Raw genomic sequence first — 15,963 nt, 5'->3', positions numbered from 1 at the left:
TCAAAGCCGTTCGATTTTTATACAAAACTGTTATTAAGCAGTTTTACCAATTGGTATTAGAATTTGTAGTTAATACCTACCTTCATCTGCCAACCAGATGAGCCTAATACTGTTCGATCGTAACTGCGAGTATCAGAGCCATTATAAACTTTATCTATTTTATATTTACCATCACCATCTAAACCAGCAAAATCATAAATAGCTTGTTGTGGATAGCCCATTCGCTTTTCAACACCCCAGTCATCATTTAACATGTTAGCAAAATTGTTCACCATCAAGAATACTTCACCTTTATGACCTTCTGCAAAACCTGGGATCTGTTGCTTAATGCTTAGATCCATAGTTGTTACCCAAGGTTGTGTGCCAGTATTACGGTCAAGAATTTCACCTCGTTCGCTAATACCTGCTCGGTCTAAAAGCGCTTCTAACTCGTTCCATTTCATTCCTGAATCGGTCCAATTTACATTTGGATCTTCAGCACCTGTTGGAATGTACGCTAAGTAAGCCGAGTTTGAATAAAAGTCGCGAGTATCACCTAAGTCTTCATCTTGATAGTTACCTGTTACCCAGCTAAATGGACGGCCTGAACGACGTTCAAAGAATAAGTTGATATTGGTTTTATAACCGGTAAAAAACTCAGTTTCATAGCCTAAGTTAATTTTTAGGTTATGCTCAACTTCATAATTACCACGAGCAACGAAATCAATATTACGGCTTTTAATAACATTATTTTTGTAGTTACTTTGTGCGCGTGATGATGAGCCTGCGTGATTTTCTTCGATATCTTGATGAGCGTAAGACATGGTCATACTTAAGCCGTTGTCCCAACGCTTTGCTAGCGCTGTTGAGAAGATAATAGAGCGACCATTGTCTTGCGCGTTAGTCATTTGAATATCAAAGTTATCCTCTACATCACCGGTGTAACGGCTTTCATAGATTAGACGTTCACCATCAGCAGCGGTAATAGGATAAAGTAATGCGGTATTTTTCCAAACAGCTTCATTTTCTTTAACATGGTACATCAACTCTGTTGACCAGTTAAAGTTTTCGCCTAAGCCATCAATGTCAAAAGTGTAATCTGCGGCAATGCGGCTACGCCAACTTGAAGGGAGTTTGAAATTCGGGTCAGTATAGTTTGTACTACCAGCGCCTTTTTCAAGTGAGCTGATTATTTCGCTAGGAACATTGAAGTCAATCTCAACAAGTCTATCTTTATAATAATCTTCAACCACTTTACTTGATGCAGCAACCAGCGTAATACCGTCATTTTGAAATGGGTTGTTATACCAAACATTTGGGATACCACCTTGAAAACGACCAATACCCGCAGAAAGTGTTAGTTTTTCAGAGAATCTCCATTCAATATTAACCCGTGGTAAAATAATATCTAAACCGTCAAGATTTTCTTGATTAGTGTAACCGTAAGTTTCTTGAAATTTGCTATTAAGTGTTGGTTTGTCGCTTGATGATAATCGTTCATAACGAACACCTGCAGTAACATTGATATCGTCTGTTAGGTCGAAGTTGTCTTCAATATAAAAGGATAGTTGGCTACGTGAAACATCGTAAGCAAGGTCTTGAGTATCGCCGGTATAGGAATTTTGATAAGTAAATTCGCCATATCTAGCTAAATCACGTGCGGCAAAATCTTTAAAGCTTGCAAACTCCCAAGACCCTAGTGAATTAGCCCCAAATAAGTTGTATAAGTTTAAATCTTCATATTGGAGACCAAAATTAATTTCATGGTCATCCATCAAGTAAGTCGCATCTAACGACAATGTCAGGTTTTGAGTGGCTGATTCATTGGCATGACGGAACTGGTCTTGTCCAAAAACAAACTGTGGACCACGATATTCTGTAATAGCGGTTATTTCACCGATATCACTATTAGTATTGCTATCTGTTGCAACATCTTTGTAGCTTATGCCCATTTCAGTACTGAAGTCATTAGTCCAGTCTGAATAAATTTTAGTGGCGAAGTTATTAAATGTAGTTGCATAAGTATAGCGGTTTGATGCCATGCTAACGGTTGTACCACCGGTACCGGCATTTCGCTCATCTTGATCATCTTGCCATTGGTAGGTGAAATCAAGTCGGTGATCATCATTGATGTTCCAGCTTAATTTAGCTAATAACGTTTCATTGGTGTCTTCTTGATCGCCACCTAAAGAATCAGTGCGGCCATAAACATCAACTAAAATTGTATTGAAGTCATCAAATTGCTCTTGAGAAATGTCGTATTCATGGGTAGCGCCGCTGCCTTGGAAACCATAATCCATGGCCAACTCACTAGACCAGTTACTATAGTTAACAAAGAAAAATAGTTCGTCTTCTATAATAGGGCCGCCAACGTTAAAACCAAAACGTGATTGTGTTTTGATAGGGGCAACCGTTTTCGTAACAAATGTTTGATGGTCATCATCATCTAATATATTACGTACTCTGGGGTTCTTTTTATCAACGTCTGAATCAGTATAATAAACTTCAGTTGCTATATCGATTGTTTGAACATCACCAGCCATATCCGGTGTTGAAGTTTCAGCAAAGCCTGAAAATTTAAATTCATTAGATCCTGATTTAGTAACTGCATTAATGGTACCACCACCAAAGTTACCTTTTTGTGCTGAAAATGGTGACACATCGACTGATATTTGCGCAATAGCATCTAACGATATTGGTGGTTGCTCTGTTGGGTAGCCACCATAGTTAAGTCCAAAGTCATCATTCTGGCCAATACCATCAACGGTTAAACTGTTTGAACGTGGGTTACCACCAGCAATAATTAACTCGCCGTTACCATTAATACTTGCTAATGGGTTTAAACGGGCAATGTCTTTAATATCGCGGTTAAAACTTGGCGTATTCTGAATAAGCTCTGCTCCAAAAATACTGCTTGAACCACCTGATTTTTGAAGAAAACTTGAGCCTGTTACTTGAATACGTTCAATATTATCTGCTTGTAGTTGTTGGCTAATACGATGGGTATCACCAAGATTAAGAAAAATATTATCTAAAGTGGTATCACTATATGTGTCTGAATCAATAATAACAGTATAAGGACCACCCACACGTAAACCTTTAGCGGTAAAGGTACCTGTGGCATTTGTCATAAACTCACGGCTAGTTTTTGAAGGCTCATGAATAACGGTGATTTTAACATTACTAGCGGCTTCGCCCGTAGGGCTTAGAATTTTACCTCGCATTGAAGACGAGGTATCTGCAGCCATTGCAGAAGTCGATAAGCCAACAGCGATCACAATCGCACTGGCTATTTTTGACAGTCTTAGTTTGTTCATTTTATATTTGTTCCCTAAGTTTTTAAAAAGAACCAACGTTATTCTGTAACATTTTCATTGAAATATCAGTGATCCGTTAGTTCAAATAATCTCTATAAAATAATCAACGTTTCAAATAATTATTTTTACTCTTAAGCTTTATTTAGCAATATTTTTCAATATCGAGCAGCATTTTTCTTCTATAGAGTCATCATTAAAATAATACTATCTTGTCATATGTGTCAAGTTTTACTTGACCAATTGGACAAGAAAATAATATTTTAAATAATAGTATCATAAACAATGAAACCTAAAGTAGGAGTAACCCTCTTGCCACGTAAAAAGTTAACTAATGCTATGTTTCCTTTGGGCAAGGAGAAGATGACCCAACGCATTAACCGATAGAACAACTAACCCATTTACCTACTATACCTAACCTGACAACTTGGCGTCCTTGTGATGCCACTGAATCTACTGTTGTTTGGAAAATGGCCTTTAAAAATCACCAGTGCATTAATTTTTTTACGTCAAAATTTATCAGCCATACCCCGCAATGAATCACAGTTAGCAAATATTGAAAAAAGGTGCCTGCGTATTAACCACTTGTAAAGGGGCACCAGAGGTTATCTTAATTGTGACAGGCTATGAAGTTGAACTTACTTTCAATGCTGGCAAAGTACTGACCGCGCAAGGACAAAAAGTACAAGTTGTTTCTATGCCATCAACCAATATATTTGATGAGCAAAGTAGCGATTATAAAGAATAAGTACTGCCAGTCGCTTTGACTAAACCTGTTGGAATTGAAGCCGCCCATAGCGATTTTTGGAGAAAGTATGTCGGTTTAAGTGGCGGCGTTGTTGGTCTTAGTCGTTTTGAGAGTTAGCTCCGGGTAAAGTATTAATGGCGTACTTTATCTTTACTGTTGATGAGGTTGTTAAAAAAGTTAACGTTTGGTAATAATAATTTAAAAGTAATGCCACAGCCATTAGATAATAATTTATGCTGTGGTATTAATATACAATCTGCACTATTACTTTTTGTTATTTGTTGACTACTTGGTTAAGATTATTTATCTTGGTGTCGTGTCAAATTTGCACTGTATTTGTGTACGTTTTATTCGGGTTTTATTACGGAGTTGCAAGCATTATGGATAATATAGGGAGTGTTACCATTATTTAATAAAAACATAAGGTATATAAATGAACTATAAAAATAATATTGCTGCTTTATTACTCTGTGCTACCAGCCACTATGCTGTTGCAGACGTTAATAATGGAAGCTTTGAAACATGGTTAGCAGGCTCCCCCTCGGGTTGGACGACGATTGATTCTGGTATTAGCGTGAATAAAAATACCACTGTTTTTCAAGAAGGTTTGAGTTCAGCTGAAATTACCGTTAATACCGGTACACAAGGTTCTACCGACATTCAACAACTGGTTAGTGTTGTTGCAGGGCAAACTTACGAATTTTCTGTTTGGGTTTACCATACAGAAGGTAGTATTAAAGCGCGTTTATATATCGATGGCTATCAGGGCTACTCGAATGAAAGTCTAGTTAATCAATGGCAACAAGTTACCCATAGTTATACCGCAAGCGCAACGTCAGATATTGCTGTTGGCTTACGTTTTTACGACATTGCCGGTTTTGATGGTTCTGAAATTGTCTATGTTGACTATTTTCAACCTACTCAAGCATCGGGCGGTGGGACAGGCAGTTGCAGTACCAATAATGTGACTTTTAGTTTAACCACAGATAATTACGGTTACGAAACTAGTTGGACATTAACAAACACGAGTAATCAAGAAGTTGCTAGTGGTAATAACTACGAAAGTTCGACCAGCTATAATGAAAGTTATTGTTTAGCCGATGACGATTATACTTTTACCATTAATGATACTTATGGTGATGGTATTTGCTGTACTTACGGCAATGGCTCTTATGAATTTTCCCTTGCTGGAACTGCATTAATTAACGGTGGTGACTTCAACAGTAGTGAAACCAAAACCTTTACTTTAGGTAACACAGGCGGAATTCCGGGTGGAGGAGGCAGTGGCTCAGGCACTTATTCTGGTACCTATTATGACGGCATTAGCTCGACATCAGGTTACCCGTTAAAAACAGAGCTTTATAATTTAATCAAAGATCATGCAAATCAGGGCTATTCAGCGCTATGGACCTTCTATGAAAACCATTCTTTGGATGTTTATTTTGAAAATGATGGCTCTATATTAGATATATATTCTGAAAATCCGCTGGTGAGTGACAATTATAATTTTATTAAAGTCACCGATCAGTGTGGTAATTATAGCGGTGAAGGCGGTTGTTATAATCGAGAACATACTTTCCCAAAAAGCTGGTTTGGCGGCAAAGTAGAGCCAATGAACTCTGATGTTCATCACATCTATGCAACCGACGGCTTTGTTAATTCGAAACGCGGTGGTTACCCTTACGGTGAAGTTGCCACAGCATCTTTTACTTCAACTAATAACAGTAAATTAGGCTCAGCAACCACGACTTTAGGTTATAGCGGTACTGTGTTTGAACCCATTGATGAATTTAAAGGTGATTTAGCCCGCGCACAATTTTACATGGCGACGCGTTATGAAAACTTGATTGGCGGCTGGCAGAATAATTCGGTGTATGGTGATGCTATTTTAGATGGTAGTAGTAATCAAGTTTTTGAATTATGGCAATTAGAAATGTTATTACGTTGGCATACCAATGACCCGGTCAGTCAAAAAGAAATAGATCGAAATGAAGCGGCACTTGGTCATCAAGGCAACCGTAATCCTTTTGTTGACCACCCTGAATATGTTGACAGTATCTGGGGTAATTAATTAAGGGAACTTCTCTTATTCATAGCTTTTAAAGTATTAGCTAACAAAGTAACGTTAAGGCATTTCATTTTTAAAAGTGTAATGCCTTTTTATGTTCAGGATGAACGGTATGTCACGGTCACATGGATGTGAAGGAGAGACGATGTTCAGGATGGCCTCTCTCAGACATCCTGTCTTTCAAGGAATTAGTGCGTAATATTGCACGTCTAGCTTTATATCTATCAGTGTAAATTTTTTACTTACTGATACCACAACCTTTAAGAATTATCTGGGTAAGGGTTTTAGCCACTTGTTCAAAGTCTTCATTACTTAACTTATCTTTACCCATGGCTGCGTTAACTTGTGGGGCAAAATCAGCATAATGTTGCGTGGCTCCCCAAATAGTAAAGAGTAAATAAAGTGGATCAATTGGGTCCATCTTACCTTGCTTAATCCAGCCTTCAATAGTCGCTTTAACCTCATCTATCCAAGTTTTAAAACTGGTTTTTAAGTATTCCTGCAAGCGAGGAGCACCGTGTATAAATTCACCGGCAAATATCCGTGATGCTTCAGGATTAGTTTTTGAATACATCACCTTAGCAAGAATATAATCACCTAAGACTTTAGCAGGTTCTTCAGTCGAGGTAATAATGGATGAATCCCATAAGGTAAGAATTTCTAATAATATATCAGAGTAAATAGCTTCTTTATTTTTATAATAATAATGAACATTTGCCCGTGGGATACCGGCGCGTTCAGCAATGCCTTTTATTGATGCCCCTTTAAAACCATGCTCTAAGAAATCTTGCTCGGCAGCTTTTAAAATGATCAATTGATTCTTTTTTCTGACCCGCCCAGTTGATGACGTGTTTGGTTGTTGATTCTTTATTATTGGCATATTAATCAATCATCTTTGCAGCATTTATTAGCAGGGTGGCAAATATAAGCTATTTCAACAATAAAGTTAATAGTCAATTTAGGGTTTAATTTTAGCAGAATTATGATTTTACTTGACACTGGTGTCAGGTTATTTCTATTATGTGAAAATAAATAGCTATAAAATAATTAAAACATCTCTGAACTATTAGGAAAATTTATTATGCCAACACCACATATCTCAGCTAATGTCGGAGATTTTGCCGAAACGGTTATCATGCCGGGTGATCCCTTACGTGCAAAATTCATCGCAGACAACTACCTAACCAATGTTAAACAGGTCACCGAAGTTAGAAATATGTTTGGTTACACGGGCGAATACAAAGGTAAACGTATTTCAGTGATGGGCTCAGGTATGGGGATCCCTTCGATGTCTATTTATGCGACTGAGCTTTACCGAGATTATGGCGTTGAAAATATTATTCGTGTTGGTAGCTGTGGTTCAATTCGTGACGATATACAACTTGAAGATATCGTTATTGCTATGGGTGCCAGCACCGACTCTAATGTTAATCGTCAACGATTGAATAATTATGATTTTGCGGCTATAGCTAACTATGAGTTACTCGAAAAAGTGGTTAGCACCGCGAAGCGTTTAGGCAAAACGCCGAAAGTAGGTAATGTTTTTTCAGCTGATTTGTTTTATGTACCAGAATTTGAAGTATTCGCGAAGTTAGAACAATATGGCATTCTTGCGGTAGAAATGGAAGCGGCTGGTCTTTATGGCGTTGCCGCTGAATTAGGTAAAAAAGCGCTATGCCTGCTAACAGTAAGTGATCATATTAAAACGGGCGAAAAAATGTCAGCAGAAGATCGTCAGTTAAAATTTGGCGAAATGATTGAAGTTACTCTAGAAAGTATTCTTTAGTTTTAGTACGCATATTTGTATAGGTAATTAACCATATGTCAGAAAATAAAATTCAATTTTTGTTAAATAACGAACGTAAAGTTATCGAAAATTGTGATCCTAATATGACGGTACTCAACTATTTAAGAGAAGAGTTGAGTCGAAAAGGGACGAAAGAAGGTTGTGCTTCAGGAGACTGTGGTGCCTGTACAGCAGTGCTTGCTGAAGTGGTTCACTCAGCAAAAAGTCAAACAATAACCGAACATCTTAGCTATCAATCGATTAATACCTGCATTACTTTTTTATCTGCACTTCATGGCAAACAGCTTGTTACAGTAGAAGACTTACAGCAAGGAAATAAATTACATAGTGTTCAACAAGCTATGGTCGATTGCCATGGCTCACAATGTGGCTTTTGTACTCCTGGTTTTGTAATGTCACTTTTTTCATTAAAGAAAAATTTAGCGCAAGCCAAGTTTATTGATGCGACAGATAATTCTCCTGCTGTTGATCTAGACAAAGACATCGAGCATGGCTTAGCGGGTAACTTGTGCCGCTGTACTGGCTATCGCTCTATTACTGAAGCGGCAAAACAAGCTTGTGATAACAATGACGTTGATCAGTTTGAGCACGAGCAAGCGGCGACTATTAAGCAATTAAAACTCATAGCTCAGCAACAAGAAACTGTTGAACTGCACAATAATGGCAAGAGTCTTTATCTTCCTTATACCTTAGATAAATTAGCAAAATTGGTTGAACAATACCCGAAAGCTAAATTGTTAGCCGGTGGTACAGATTTAGCGTTAAGCGTTACCCAAGGTATGGCGCAAATACAAACCATGATTTCGATGAGCAATGTGCGCGAGCTTGCACAAATTAATGAAACAGCAGAAACTTTGTCTATTGGCGCTATGGTGAGCTATGAGCAAAGCCATCAGTTATTAAGCCAGCATTATCCAGAATTTGGTCAAATGCTTTATCGCCTTGGTTCAACTCAGGTGAGAAACTCGGGCACGTTAGGGGGAAATGTCGGTAATGCTTCTCCTATTGGAGACACGCCACCCGTGTTAATCGCCTTAGGTGCTAAGTTAGTGCTTCGCAAAGGCGAGCGTACTCGTGAAATATCTGTTGAAGATTATTTTGTTGATTACAAAGTAACACAACTCGAAAGTGGTGAGTTCATTGAACGTATTGAAATTCCAAAAGCTAACAGTAATAAACATCTCAAAGTCTTTAAAATATCAAAACGTTTAGATGACGACATCTCAACGGTGCTTGCCTGTTTCTATATTAAGTTTGCCAATAAAAAAGTGGCTAATATTACCATTGCTTTTGGCGGTATGGCAGGCATCCCAAAACGCGCTTTTTCCTGTGAACAAGCTTTAATGGGTAAAGAGCCCAGCGAACAAAATATTGCTTTAGCGATGACAGCATTAGCAAAAGACTTCTCTCCGATGTCAGATGTGCGCGCGAGCAGTGAATATCGCTTACAAGTGGCAAAAAACTTAGTGAGAAAATGCTTTTATGAACTAGAGCAAACGCATGCAGCAACCCGAATCGAAACCTTTGAAGTTGATACCTTTGAAGGGAAAGGAGTGACTCATGCGTAAATTAAGTGAAATTGATAAAGGTCTTGAAAGTAAAAAAAGTTCTGGCGCGGTTGGGCAATCGACCAAGCATGAAAGTGCTGAAATGCATGTTACCGGCAAAGCCGTTTATACCGATGACAAATTAGAGTCGTTAGGGCAATTGCATGCTGCTGTTGGTATGGCAACAATTGCCAGTGGTAATATTACCGCGATAGATTTATCGGCAGTACGCGCCGCCAAGGGTGTAGTTGCTGTTATTACCTTAGATGACATTGTTGGTCATACTGATATTGGTCCTGTTTTTCCGGGCGATCCAATACTCACCAAAGATGTCGTTGAATTTTATGGTCAAGCTATCTTTGCGGTCGCTGCGACGAGCCATGAGTTAGCAAAACAAGCGGTAGCGTTGGCAAAAATTGACTATAAAGAAAAAACACCAGTACTGACTATTAAACAAGCGTTAGAAGCTAAGAGCTTTGTTCGTCCACCGCATAGTATGAAACGTGGTGATAGTGCCACTGCTATTGAGCAAGCTAAGCATCAGCTGAGTGGTGAGATTACCATTGGTGGCCAAGAGCATTTTTATTTGGAAGGTCAAATAGCCAGTGTTATTCCCACCGAAGATGGCGGAATGACCGTTTATTCATCTAGCCAACATCCTGCTGAAGTTCAAAAACTTGTGGCAGAAGTGTTAGGTATCCCTTTTAATCGCGTCGTTGTCGATATGAAACGTATGGGTGGTGGTTTTGGCGGTAAAGAAACACAAGCGGCTGGTTGGTCTTGTTTAGCGGCGGTACTTGCTGATAAAACCCAAAAAGCAGTAAAGCTGCGTTTAAATCGTAGCGACGATATGATGATGACCGGTAAACGTCATCCTTTTGAAAATCATTATCAAGTAGGGTTTAATGGTCAAGGTGTTATTGAAGGCATAGATATAACGGTCAATGGTAATTGTGGTTACTCACCTGATTTATCAGATGCCATCGTCGACAGAGCCATGTTTCATGCTGATAATGGTTATTACTTGGACCATGTTAGTATTATCGGTAATCGTTGTAAGACGAATACCGCCTCCAATACCGCCTTTCGAGGTTTTGGTGGTCCACAAGGTATGATGATTATTGAGTGTGTCATGGATGATATTGCTTACTCTCTAGGATTAGACCCACTTGCTGTGCGTAAAGCTAACCTTTACGGTACAGATACGCGCAATATTACCCCGTACCATCAGCAAGTAGAGCACAATAATTTAGCTGAGATGATAACCAAACTTGAGCATAGCTCTCGTTATGCCAAGCGTTGCCAAGAAATTGATGAATTTAATGCCGGCAGTAAATTTCTTAAAAAAGGTATTTCACTAACACCGGTTAAATTTGGTATTTCGTTTACTGCTCAGCATCTTAATCAAGCAGGGGCGCTGATTAATATTTATACCGACGGAAGTGTTGATGTTACACATGGCGGCACTGAAATGGGCCAAGGGTTGCATACTAAAATTGCCCAAATCGTTGCACAAGTTTTTGGTATCGCCGTTGATAAGGTAAAAGTATCAGCAACGCGGACCGACAAAGTCCCTAATGCTTCACCAACAGCGGCTTCTTCAGGTACCGATCTCAATGGTAAAGCCGCTCAAAACGCTGCACAAACAATTAAACAAAGGTTAATTGATTTTGCTGTCGAGCACTTTGCTGTTGAGAGTAACGAGATAACTTTTAGTGACGATTTAATCGATGCCGGTGAACATAAACTCAGTTTTGTTGAGTTAGTCCAAAAAGCGTATTTTGCTCGGGTGTCTTTATCGTCGACCGGTTTTTATCGAACGCCAAAAATTTATTACGATCGAGAAAATGCCCAAGGTCGACCGTTTTTCTATTTTGCGATGGGTGCTTCAGTATCTGAAGTGTTAATCGATACGCTGACCGGTGAATACAAGTTATTACAAACCGATATCCTTCATGATGTTGGTGACTCTTTAAACCCTGCGATAGATATAGGCCAAATTGAAGGTGGTTATATTCAAGGCGTCGGTTGGTTAACCACTGAAGAATTACATTGGAATGATAAGGGACGTTTGTTAACGACTGGGCCGGCCACCTATAAAATTCCTGCTATTAGCGACGCACCAAAAGTCTTTAACGTTGAGTTGTTGAAAGATTCTCCTAATCGTGAAGCGACCATTTACCATTCTAAAGCGGTAGGCGAGCCACCGTTTATGTTGGCTATTTCTGTCTGGTCAGCGCTGCGCGCCGCTATTGCTAACTCTGTTGCTGCAAAAGATAGAGCCAAAGGTGTTATTCCGTCGCTTGATACTCCTGCCACACCAGAGCGAGTTTTAAAGGCTGTGCAATTAATAACCGCCCAGCAAGGGATGGACACTGATGAATAACCGACAAAGTTGGTCTGAAGCGGTTAGTTCATTAAAGATCAAAGGAGAGGCCTTTGTCTTGCTAACAATTATTGGTGTGCATGGCTCAGCGCCTAGAAATTCTGGTACTAAGATGGTGGTGAGTGCCAATAGCACTTATGACACTATTGGTGGTGGTCACTTAGAGTTTAAGTCTATCGCGATAGCGCAACAATTATTAGCAGACGAGGATAAGAATCAACATATCGAGCACTTTTCTTTAGGTGCTTCCTTAGGGCAATGTTGCGGCGGAGATTGTAGCGTATTATTTGAAAGCTTTGTAGCTTGTAAAACTCAAATAATGCTTTTTGGCGCCGGCCATGTTGGTAAAGCGTTAACGACCATCCTTGCTGACTTACCTTGCCAGCTAAAATGGGTTGATAATCGCCAAGAACAGTTTCCTGTTGAGATGCTGGCAAATGCGCCGGCTAATATTGAGTGTGTTGTTAGTGACAATCCGGTAGATGAAATAGCTAGCATGCCTGCAGGCAGTTTTTTTATCATTATGACCCACAATCATCAATTAGATTTTGAACTATGCCAGGCGCTGTTAAAGCGTGGTGATTTTGCGTATGCCGGTTTAATTGGTTCTGAGACAAAATGGAAACGCTTTCAGCATCGCTTAAAACATCGAGAATTTAGTCAGCAGGCTATTGAACAGCTCACTTGTCCTATTGGTTTAAGTGCCGTGCCGGGTAAACGTCCTATGGAAGTTGCGGTATCAATTGCGGCTGAAATTATTGGTTTATATCAAAAAGACGACCATGCAGGTCATCAGTCAACTACCGCGCAAGGTATCAGTTTCAAAGCGTTAACGCCGTTACTTAATAGCGCGACTAATCTCCATGTTACCGGTCGAAGCAAAAATAAAGTAACTGATAGCAAACCGATTACAGATAAGATTAATGAATAACTTTACCTTAGGTTCAACAGGCGTTTTTACCCTAGAAGGTATAAAAGCGGCAACACTTATTATTAACAGCGACAGGTTAAAAACCGCATAATAATGAGATCAAATTATATATTTATCCTAATAATGCTCTTAAGAAAAAGGGCATTATTGGTTACCTTGAATAAGGAAACGTTATGTCGATTATCGTGTTAAATGCTTTGCAACCTCAGGCGGCCCACTTGGCCTTTATGCAGTGCTGTACAGCCAATACTTGGGTAAGCCGCATGGTGGCTGCTATGCCATATAACAATTTAGCGGCGTTATCTGCACACGCTGATCTCAGCTGGAAAAACCTTACAGAAGCCGATTATTTGCAGGCTTTTGAAGGGCACCCTAAAATTGGCGATGTGTCTAGCCTAAGAGAAAAATACCGCTCGACAGAGAAAATTGCCGCGGGAGAACAATCGGGTGTTAACACAGCGACAGAACAAGCATTAAGTGAGTTAAAGCAATTAAATGATGACTATCAAGAAAAGTTTGGCTTCATTTTTATTGTTTGTGCCACAGGTAAAACAGCCACGCAGATGTTAGATATATTGGTAAAACGTTACGCTAATAATCGCGTGGAAGAAATCATTAATGCAGCAGAAGAGCAACGAAAAATATTTCAGTTAAGAATCAAAAAAATGATTGCTGAAACTGCCACTACTGCTTCAAACGTAAAAGAGACCTAAGTTTATGAGTCAAATAACTTCACATATATTAGACACTAGTCGCGGTAAACCCGCTGCTGGTATTACTATTTCTCTCTTTGAACTTAAGGGTTCAAATGATGGTGACAATAGTATCCAAGCACAGTGGTCACTTTTGGCACAAGGCCAAACAAACAGTGATGGGCGAGTGCCGGCCTTACTTGATAAAGAACGAATATTGCCTGCGGGGAGTTATCGCGTTCATTTTGCGATCAGTGATTATTTTAACGCGCTAAATGAGCAAGCTTTTTATCCCTATGTTGATATTGTTTTTGATATCAGTGGTGATGGTGAACACTATCATATTCCATTATTACTGACCGCTTTTGGTTACTCAACTTACCGTGGCAGCTAAGATGATTTTACATGCTAAACCACTAAGCCAAAAAGCGTTTCAAGCTTTTGGTGATGTGATTGAAGTCAATGATCAAGTAGAAAAAATATCAATAAATTATGGGCTTACACAAAGATATCATGCATTAGCGACGCTAGATGTTAGTGAGGAAGCAGGGCAAGGTATTATCAGTGTTTTTCGCTCGTCGCCTAAAGAATGCTGTCAGATCAACGCCGGTATAGGTCAAATAACCATTGACTGTATGGAACGTCATCCTTTATCAAGCCAGGCTTTTTATCCTTTGTCTGCTAACGCTTATTTGGTAGTTGTTGGACCTGCGGGCGAATTTGATGTGACTAAATTAGCCGTATTTCTTGCTACAGGCAACCAAGGTGTTAATTACCACAAAGGTACTTGGCATCATTATAGTTTAGCTTTAAGTGAAACCGCTGATTTCTTAGTTGTTGACCGAAAAGGTGTCGGCAAAAACTGCGATGAAATCGCTTTAGAAAATAAAATTACCATACATTTCAATTTAGATAACCGGAGCGATTAAGTCGATGTCAGTAAAAGCATTTCGCGGTGAGATTTTACATTTTGTCGAAGACCCAGCCTCGACGCCTTGCCAAGATAAAGAGCAAGCAGAGCAGAGCAGCTACCAGTATTTTGAAGATGGTATTTTGCTGATAGAAAATGGCAAGGTTAAACAGTTGGGCACAGCTAAAGCTATGTTGGCTGATTTAGAGCATTCCCTAGAGATTCAACATATTGAAAATGGCCTGATTGTCCCAGGCTTTATTGATACTCATATCCATTATCCTCAAACTGAGATGATAGGGAGTTATGGTGAACAATTATTACAATGGTTAGAAGATTATACCTTTCCGACCGAAAAAAAGTTTGCTGATAAAGCCTACGCCACTAAAATCAGTGAGTTTTTCCTCAATCAATTGCTTGCTAACGGCACAACAACCGCATTAGTTTTTGGCACTGTCCATGCTGAGTCAGTTAATGCCTTTTTTGAAGTGGCTTTAGCCAAAAATCTCCGCATGATTGCTGGCAAAGTGATGATGGATAGGAATGCTCCTGACTATTTACTCGATACCGCGCAAAGTAGTTATCAGCAGTCTAAGCAACTTATCAAAGATTGGCATGGTAAAGGGCGTTTGCAATATGCTATCACCCCAAGGTTTGCGCCAACCAGTAGTGATGAACAGTTAAGCTTGGCTGGGCAACTATTAAAAGAGCACCCAGGTGTTTATATGCAAACCCATTTGTCTGAAAATTTAAAAGAAATTGAATGGGTTAAATCGCTTAATCCCGATTGCGAAAACTATTTAGATGTTTATAAAAAGCATCAATTACTTGGCAGTCGTAGTGTTTTTGCTCATGGTATACATTTATGTGATGCTGAATATAGCGACTTATCTCAATCTAATTCAGCCTTGTCATTTTGTCCAAGTTCAAATCTGTTTTTAGGGAGTGGTCTGTTTAAACTTGATGTTGCCCAGCAACACAATATTAAAGTGGGTCTAGGTACAGATATAGGCGCAGGAACCAGTTTTTCACTATTAGAGACCTTAAAAGATGCCTATAAAACGCAGCAGTTAAGAGGCAAAAAATTAGATTCATTACAATCTTTCTATTTGGCTACTTTAGGTGGCGCAAGGGCGCTAGACTTAGAAGGTACAGTAGGTAATTTTCAAGTGGGTTGTGAGGCTGACTTTATAGTCTTAGATTATCATGCAACACCATTAATGAAATTACGGTTAGAGCAGTGCCAATCATTGGCAGAGAAACTTTTTTCTTTCACTATATTAGGGGATGACCGTGCGGTTAAAGCCACTTATATACAAGGTGAATTAGCTGAGATTAATTGCGATTAGTGCTTACAATAAGATATGTAATAGCTAAAATTAATTTTACAGTTTTTACCTTTAGTGATCGGTTTTACTCAGGTTGGCGCGTTATTCGTGTCGACCACACTAATTACCGGTGCGACAAGACAATATTTCATCCTTCGTTAAACAATATCTAAATAGAGAATCAGCATCATTGCTCAACAAACAGCCTATCTGTTGTTCAGGTGATCATATTTAAGGTCATTAATATAAATTA

Annotated in this window: 12 protein-coding genes; 10 read left to right on the top strand and 2 right to left on the bottom strand. The window is 39.1% G+C overall.

The genetic code is table 11. The annotated features are described in order from the left end of the window. Nucleotides 1-56: 56 nt before the first annotated feature. Nucleotides 57-3,296: a TonB-dependent receptor gene (locus tag H4J56_RS11530; protein ID WP_182251948.1), complete on the bottom strand. Its 3,240-nt coding sequence runs from the start codon at nucleotides 3,294-3,296 to the stop codon at nucleotides 57-59. 553 nt (nucleotides 3,297-3,849) lie between these two features. On the opposite strand from H4J56_RS11530, the gene H4J56_RS19715 reads away from it, so the two are divergent. Both H4J56_RS19715 and H4J56_RS11520 read left to right on the top strand, forming a co-directional pair. Next, nucleotides 3,850-4,041, top strand: a complete 192-nt coding sequence (locus H4J56_RS19715) for a transketolase-like TK C-terminal-containing protein (RefSeq protein WP_259366834.1) — start codon at nucleotides 3,850-3,852, stop codon at nucleotides 4,039-4,041. 433 nt (nucleotides 4,042-4,474) lie between these two features. Then, on the top strand, nucleotides 4,475-6,112 hold the full coding sequence (locus H4J56_RS11520; protein WP_182215966.1) for an endonuclease: 1,638 nt from the start codon (nucleotides 4,475-4,477) through the stop codon (nucleotides 6,110-6,112). Between the two features lie 235 nt (nucleotides 6,113-6,347). Here the strand turns inward: H4J56_RS11520 and H4J56_RS11515 are convergent, their stop codons facing one another. Then, a complete protein-coding gene (locus tag H4J56_RS11515; protein ID WP_259364916.1) occupies nucleotides 6,348-6,923 on the bottom strand; it encodes a TetR/AcrR family transcriptional regulator in 576 nt (191 codons plus the stop codon). Between the two features lie 267 nt (nucleotides 6,924-7,190). Between H4J56_RS11515 and deoD the strand changes: the two genes are divergently transcribed. From deoD to guaD, 8 genes are all read left to right on the top strand, one after another. Next, nucleotides 7,191-7,895 carry a purine-nucleoside phosphorylase gene (deoD, locus tag H4J56_RS11510; protein WP_182215970.1) on the top strand — a complete coding sequence of 235 codons (705 nt, stop codon included), beginning with the start codon at nucleotides 7,191-7,193 and terminating at the stop codon, nucleotides 7,893-7,895. Between the two features lie 35 nt (nucleotides 7,896-7,930). After that, nucleotides 7,931-9,484 carry a xanthine dehydrogenase small subunit gene (gene xdhA / locus H4J56_RS11505; protein WP_182230780.1) on the top strand — a complete coding sequence of 518 codons (1,554 nt, stop codon included), beginning with the start codon at nucleotides 7,931-7,933 and terminating at the stop codon, nucleotides 9,482-9,484. Beyond that, on the top strand, nucleotides 9,477-11,849 hold the full coding sequence (xdhB, locus tag H4J56_RS11500) for a xanthine dehydrogenase molybdopterin binding subunit (protein ID WP_182215973.1): 2,373 nt from the start codon (nucleotides 9,477-9,479) through the stop codon (nucleotides 11,847-11,849). The genes xdhA and xdhB overlap by 8 nt, the downstream gene beginning before the upstream one ends. Beyond that, nucleotides 11,842-12,780 (top strand): xanthine dehydrogenase accessory protein XdhC, encoded by a 939-nt coding sequence (gene xdhC / locus H4J56_RS11495; RefSeq protein ID WP_182215974.1) that lies wholly within the window; start codon nucleotides 11,842-11,844, stop codon nucleotides 12,778-12,780. Before xdhB ends, xdhC begins: the two co-directional genes overlap by 8 nt. Nucleotides 12,781-12,953: 173 nt before the next feature. Further along, nucleotides 12,954-13,493: a 2-oxo-4-hydroxy-4-carboxy-5-ureidoimidazoline decarboxylase gene (gene uraD / locus H4J56_RS11490; RefSeq protein ID WP_182215976.1), complete on the top strand. Its 540-nt coding sequence runs from the start codon at nucleotides 12,954-12,956 to the stop codon at nucleotides 13,491-13,493. Nucleotides 13,494-13,497: 4 nt separating this feature from the next. Continuing rightward, nucleotides 13,498-13,866, top strand: a complete 369-nt coding sequence (gene uraH, locus H4J56_RS11485) for a hydroxyisourate hydrolase (protein ID WP_182215978.1) — start codon at nucleotides 13,498-13,500, stop codon at nucleotides 13,864-13,866. Between the two features lies 1 nt (nucleotide 13,867). Then, nucleotides 13,868-14,401: an ureidoglycolate lyase gene (locus H4J56_RS11480; RefSeq protein ID WP_182215979.1), complete on the top strand. Its 534-nt coding sequence runs from the start codon at nucleotides 13,868-13,870 to the stop codon at nucleotides 14,399-14,401. Nucleotides 14,402-14,405: 4 nt separating this feature from the next. Beyond that, on the top strand, nucleotides 14,406-15,731 hold the full coding sequence (gene guaD / locus H4J56_RS11475) for a guanine deaminase (protein ID WP_182215981.1): 1,326 nt from the start codon (nucleotides 14,406-14,408) through the stop codon (nucleotides 15,729-15,731). Nucleotides 15,732-15,963: the final 232 nt, after the last annotated feature.

The sequence above is a fragment of the Colwellia sp. BRX8-4 genome, assembly GCF_014077345.1.
Classification (GTDB): Bacteria; Pseudomonadota; Gammaproteobacteria; order Enterobacterales; family Alteromonadaceae; genus Colwellia_A.
The sequence above is the reverse complement of the archived record's forward strand: the minus strand, read 5'-3'. Positions and strand labels throughout refer to the sequence as shown.

What these genes read in the sequence shown, in the direction of transcription:
- H4J56_RS11530 (WP_182251948.1), bottom strand. Translation starts at nt 3,296, where the DNA reads ATGAACAAACTAAGACTGTCAAAAATAGCCAGTGCGATTGTGATCGCT.
- H4J56_RS11520 (WP_182215966.1), top strand. Translation starts at nt 4,475, where the DNA reads ATGAACTATAAAAATAATATTGCTGCTTTATTACTCTGTGCTACCAGC.
- deoD (WP_182215970.1), top strand. Translation starts at nt 7,191, where the DNA reads ATGCCAACACCACATATCTCAGCTAATGTCGGAGATTTTGCCGAAACG.
- xdhA (WP_182230780.1), top strand. Translation starts at nt 7,931, where the DNA reads ATGTCAGAAAATAAAATTCAATTTTTGTTAAATAACGAACGTAAAGTT.
- xdhB (WP_182215973.1), top strand. Translation starts at nt 9,477, where the DNA reads ATGCGTAAATTAAGTGAAATTGATAAAGGTCTTGAAAGTAAAAAAAGT.
- xdhC (WP_182215974.1), top strand. Translation starts at nt 11,842, where the DNA reads ATGAATAACCGACAAAGTTGGTCTGAAGCGGTTAGTTCATTAAAGATC.
- uraD (WP_182215976.1), top strand. Translation starts at nt 12,954, where the DNA reads ATGTCGATTATCGTGTTAAATGCTTTGCAACCTCAGGCGGCCCACTTG.
- uraH (WP_182215978.1), top strand. Translation starts at nt 13,498, where the DNA reads ATGAGTCAAATAACTTCACATATATTAGACACTAGTCGCGGTAAACCC.
- H4J56_RS11480 (WP_182215979.1), top strand. Translation starts at nt 13,868, where the DNA reads ATGATTTTACATGCTAAACCACTAAGCCAAAAAGCGTTTCAAGCTTTT.
- guaD (WP_182215981.1), top strand. Translation starts at nt 14,406, where the DNA reads ATGTCAGTAAAAGCATTTCGCGGTGAGATTTTACATTTTGTCGAAGAC.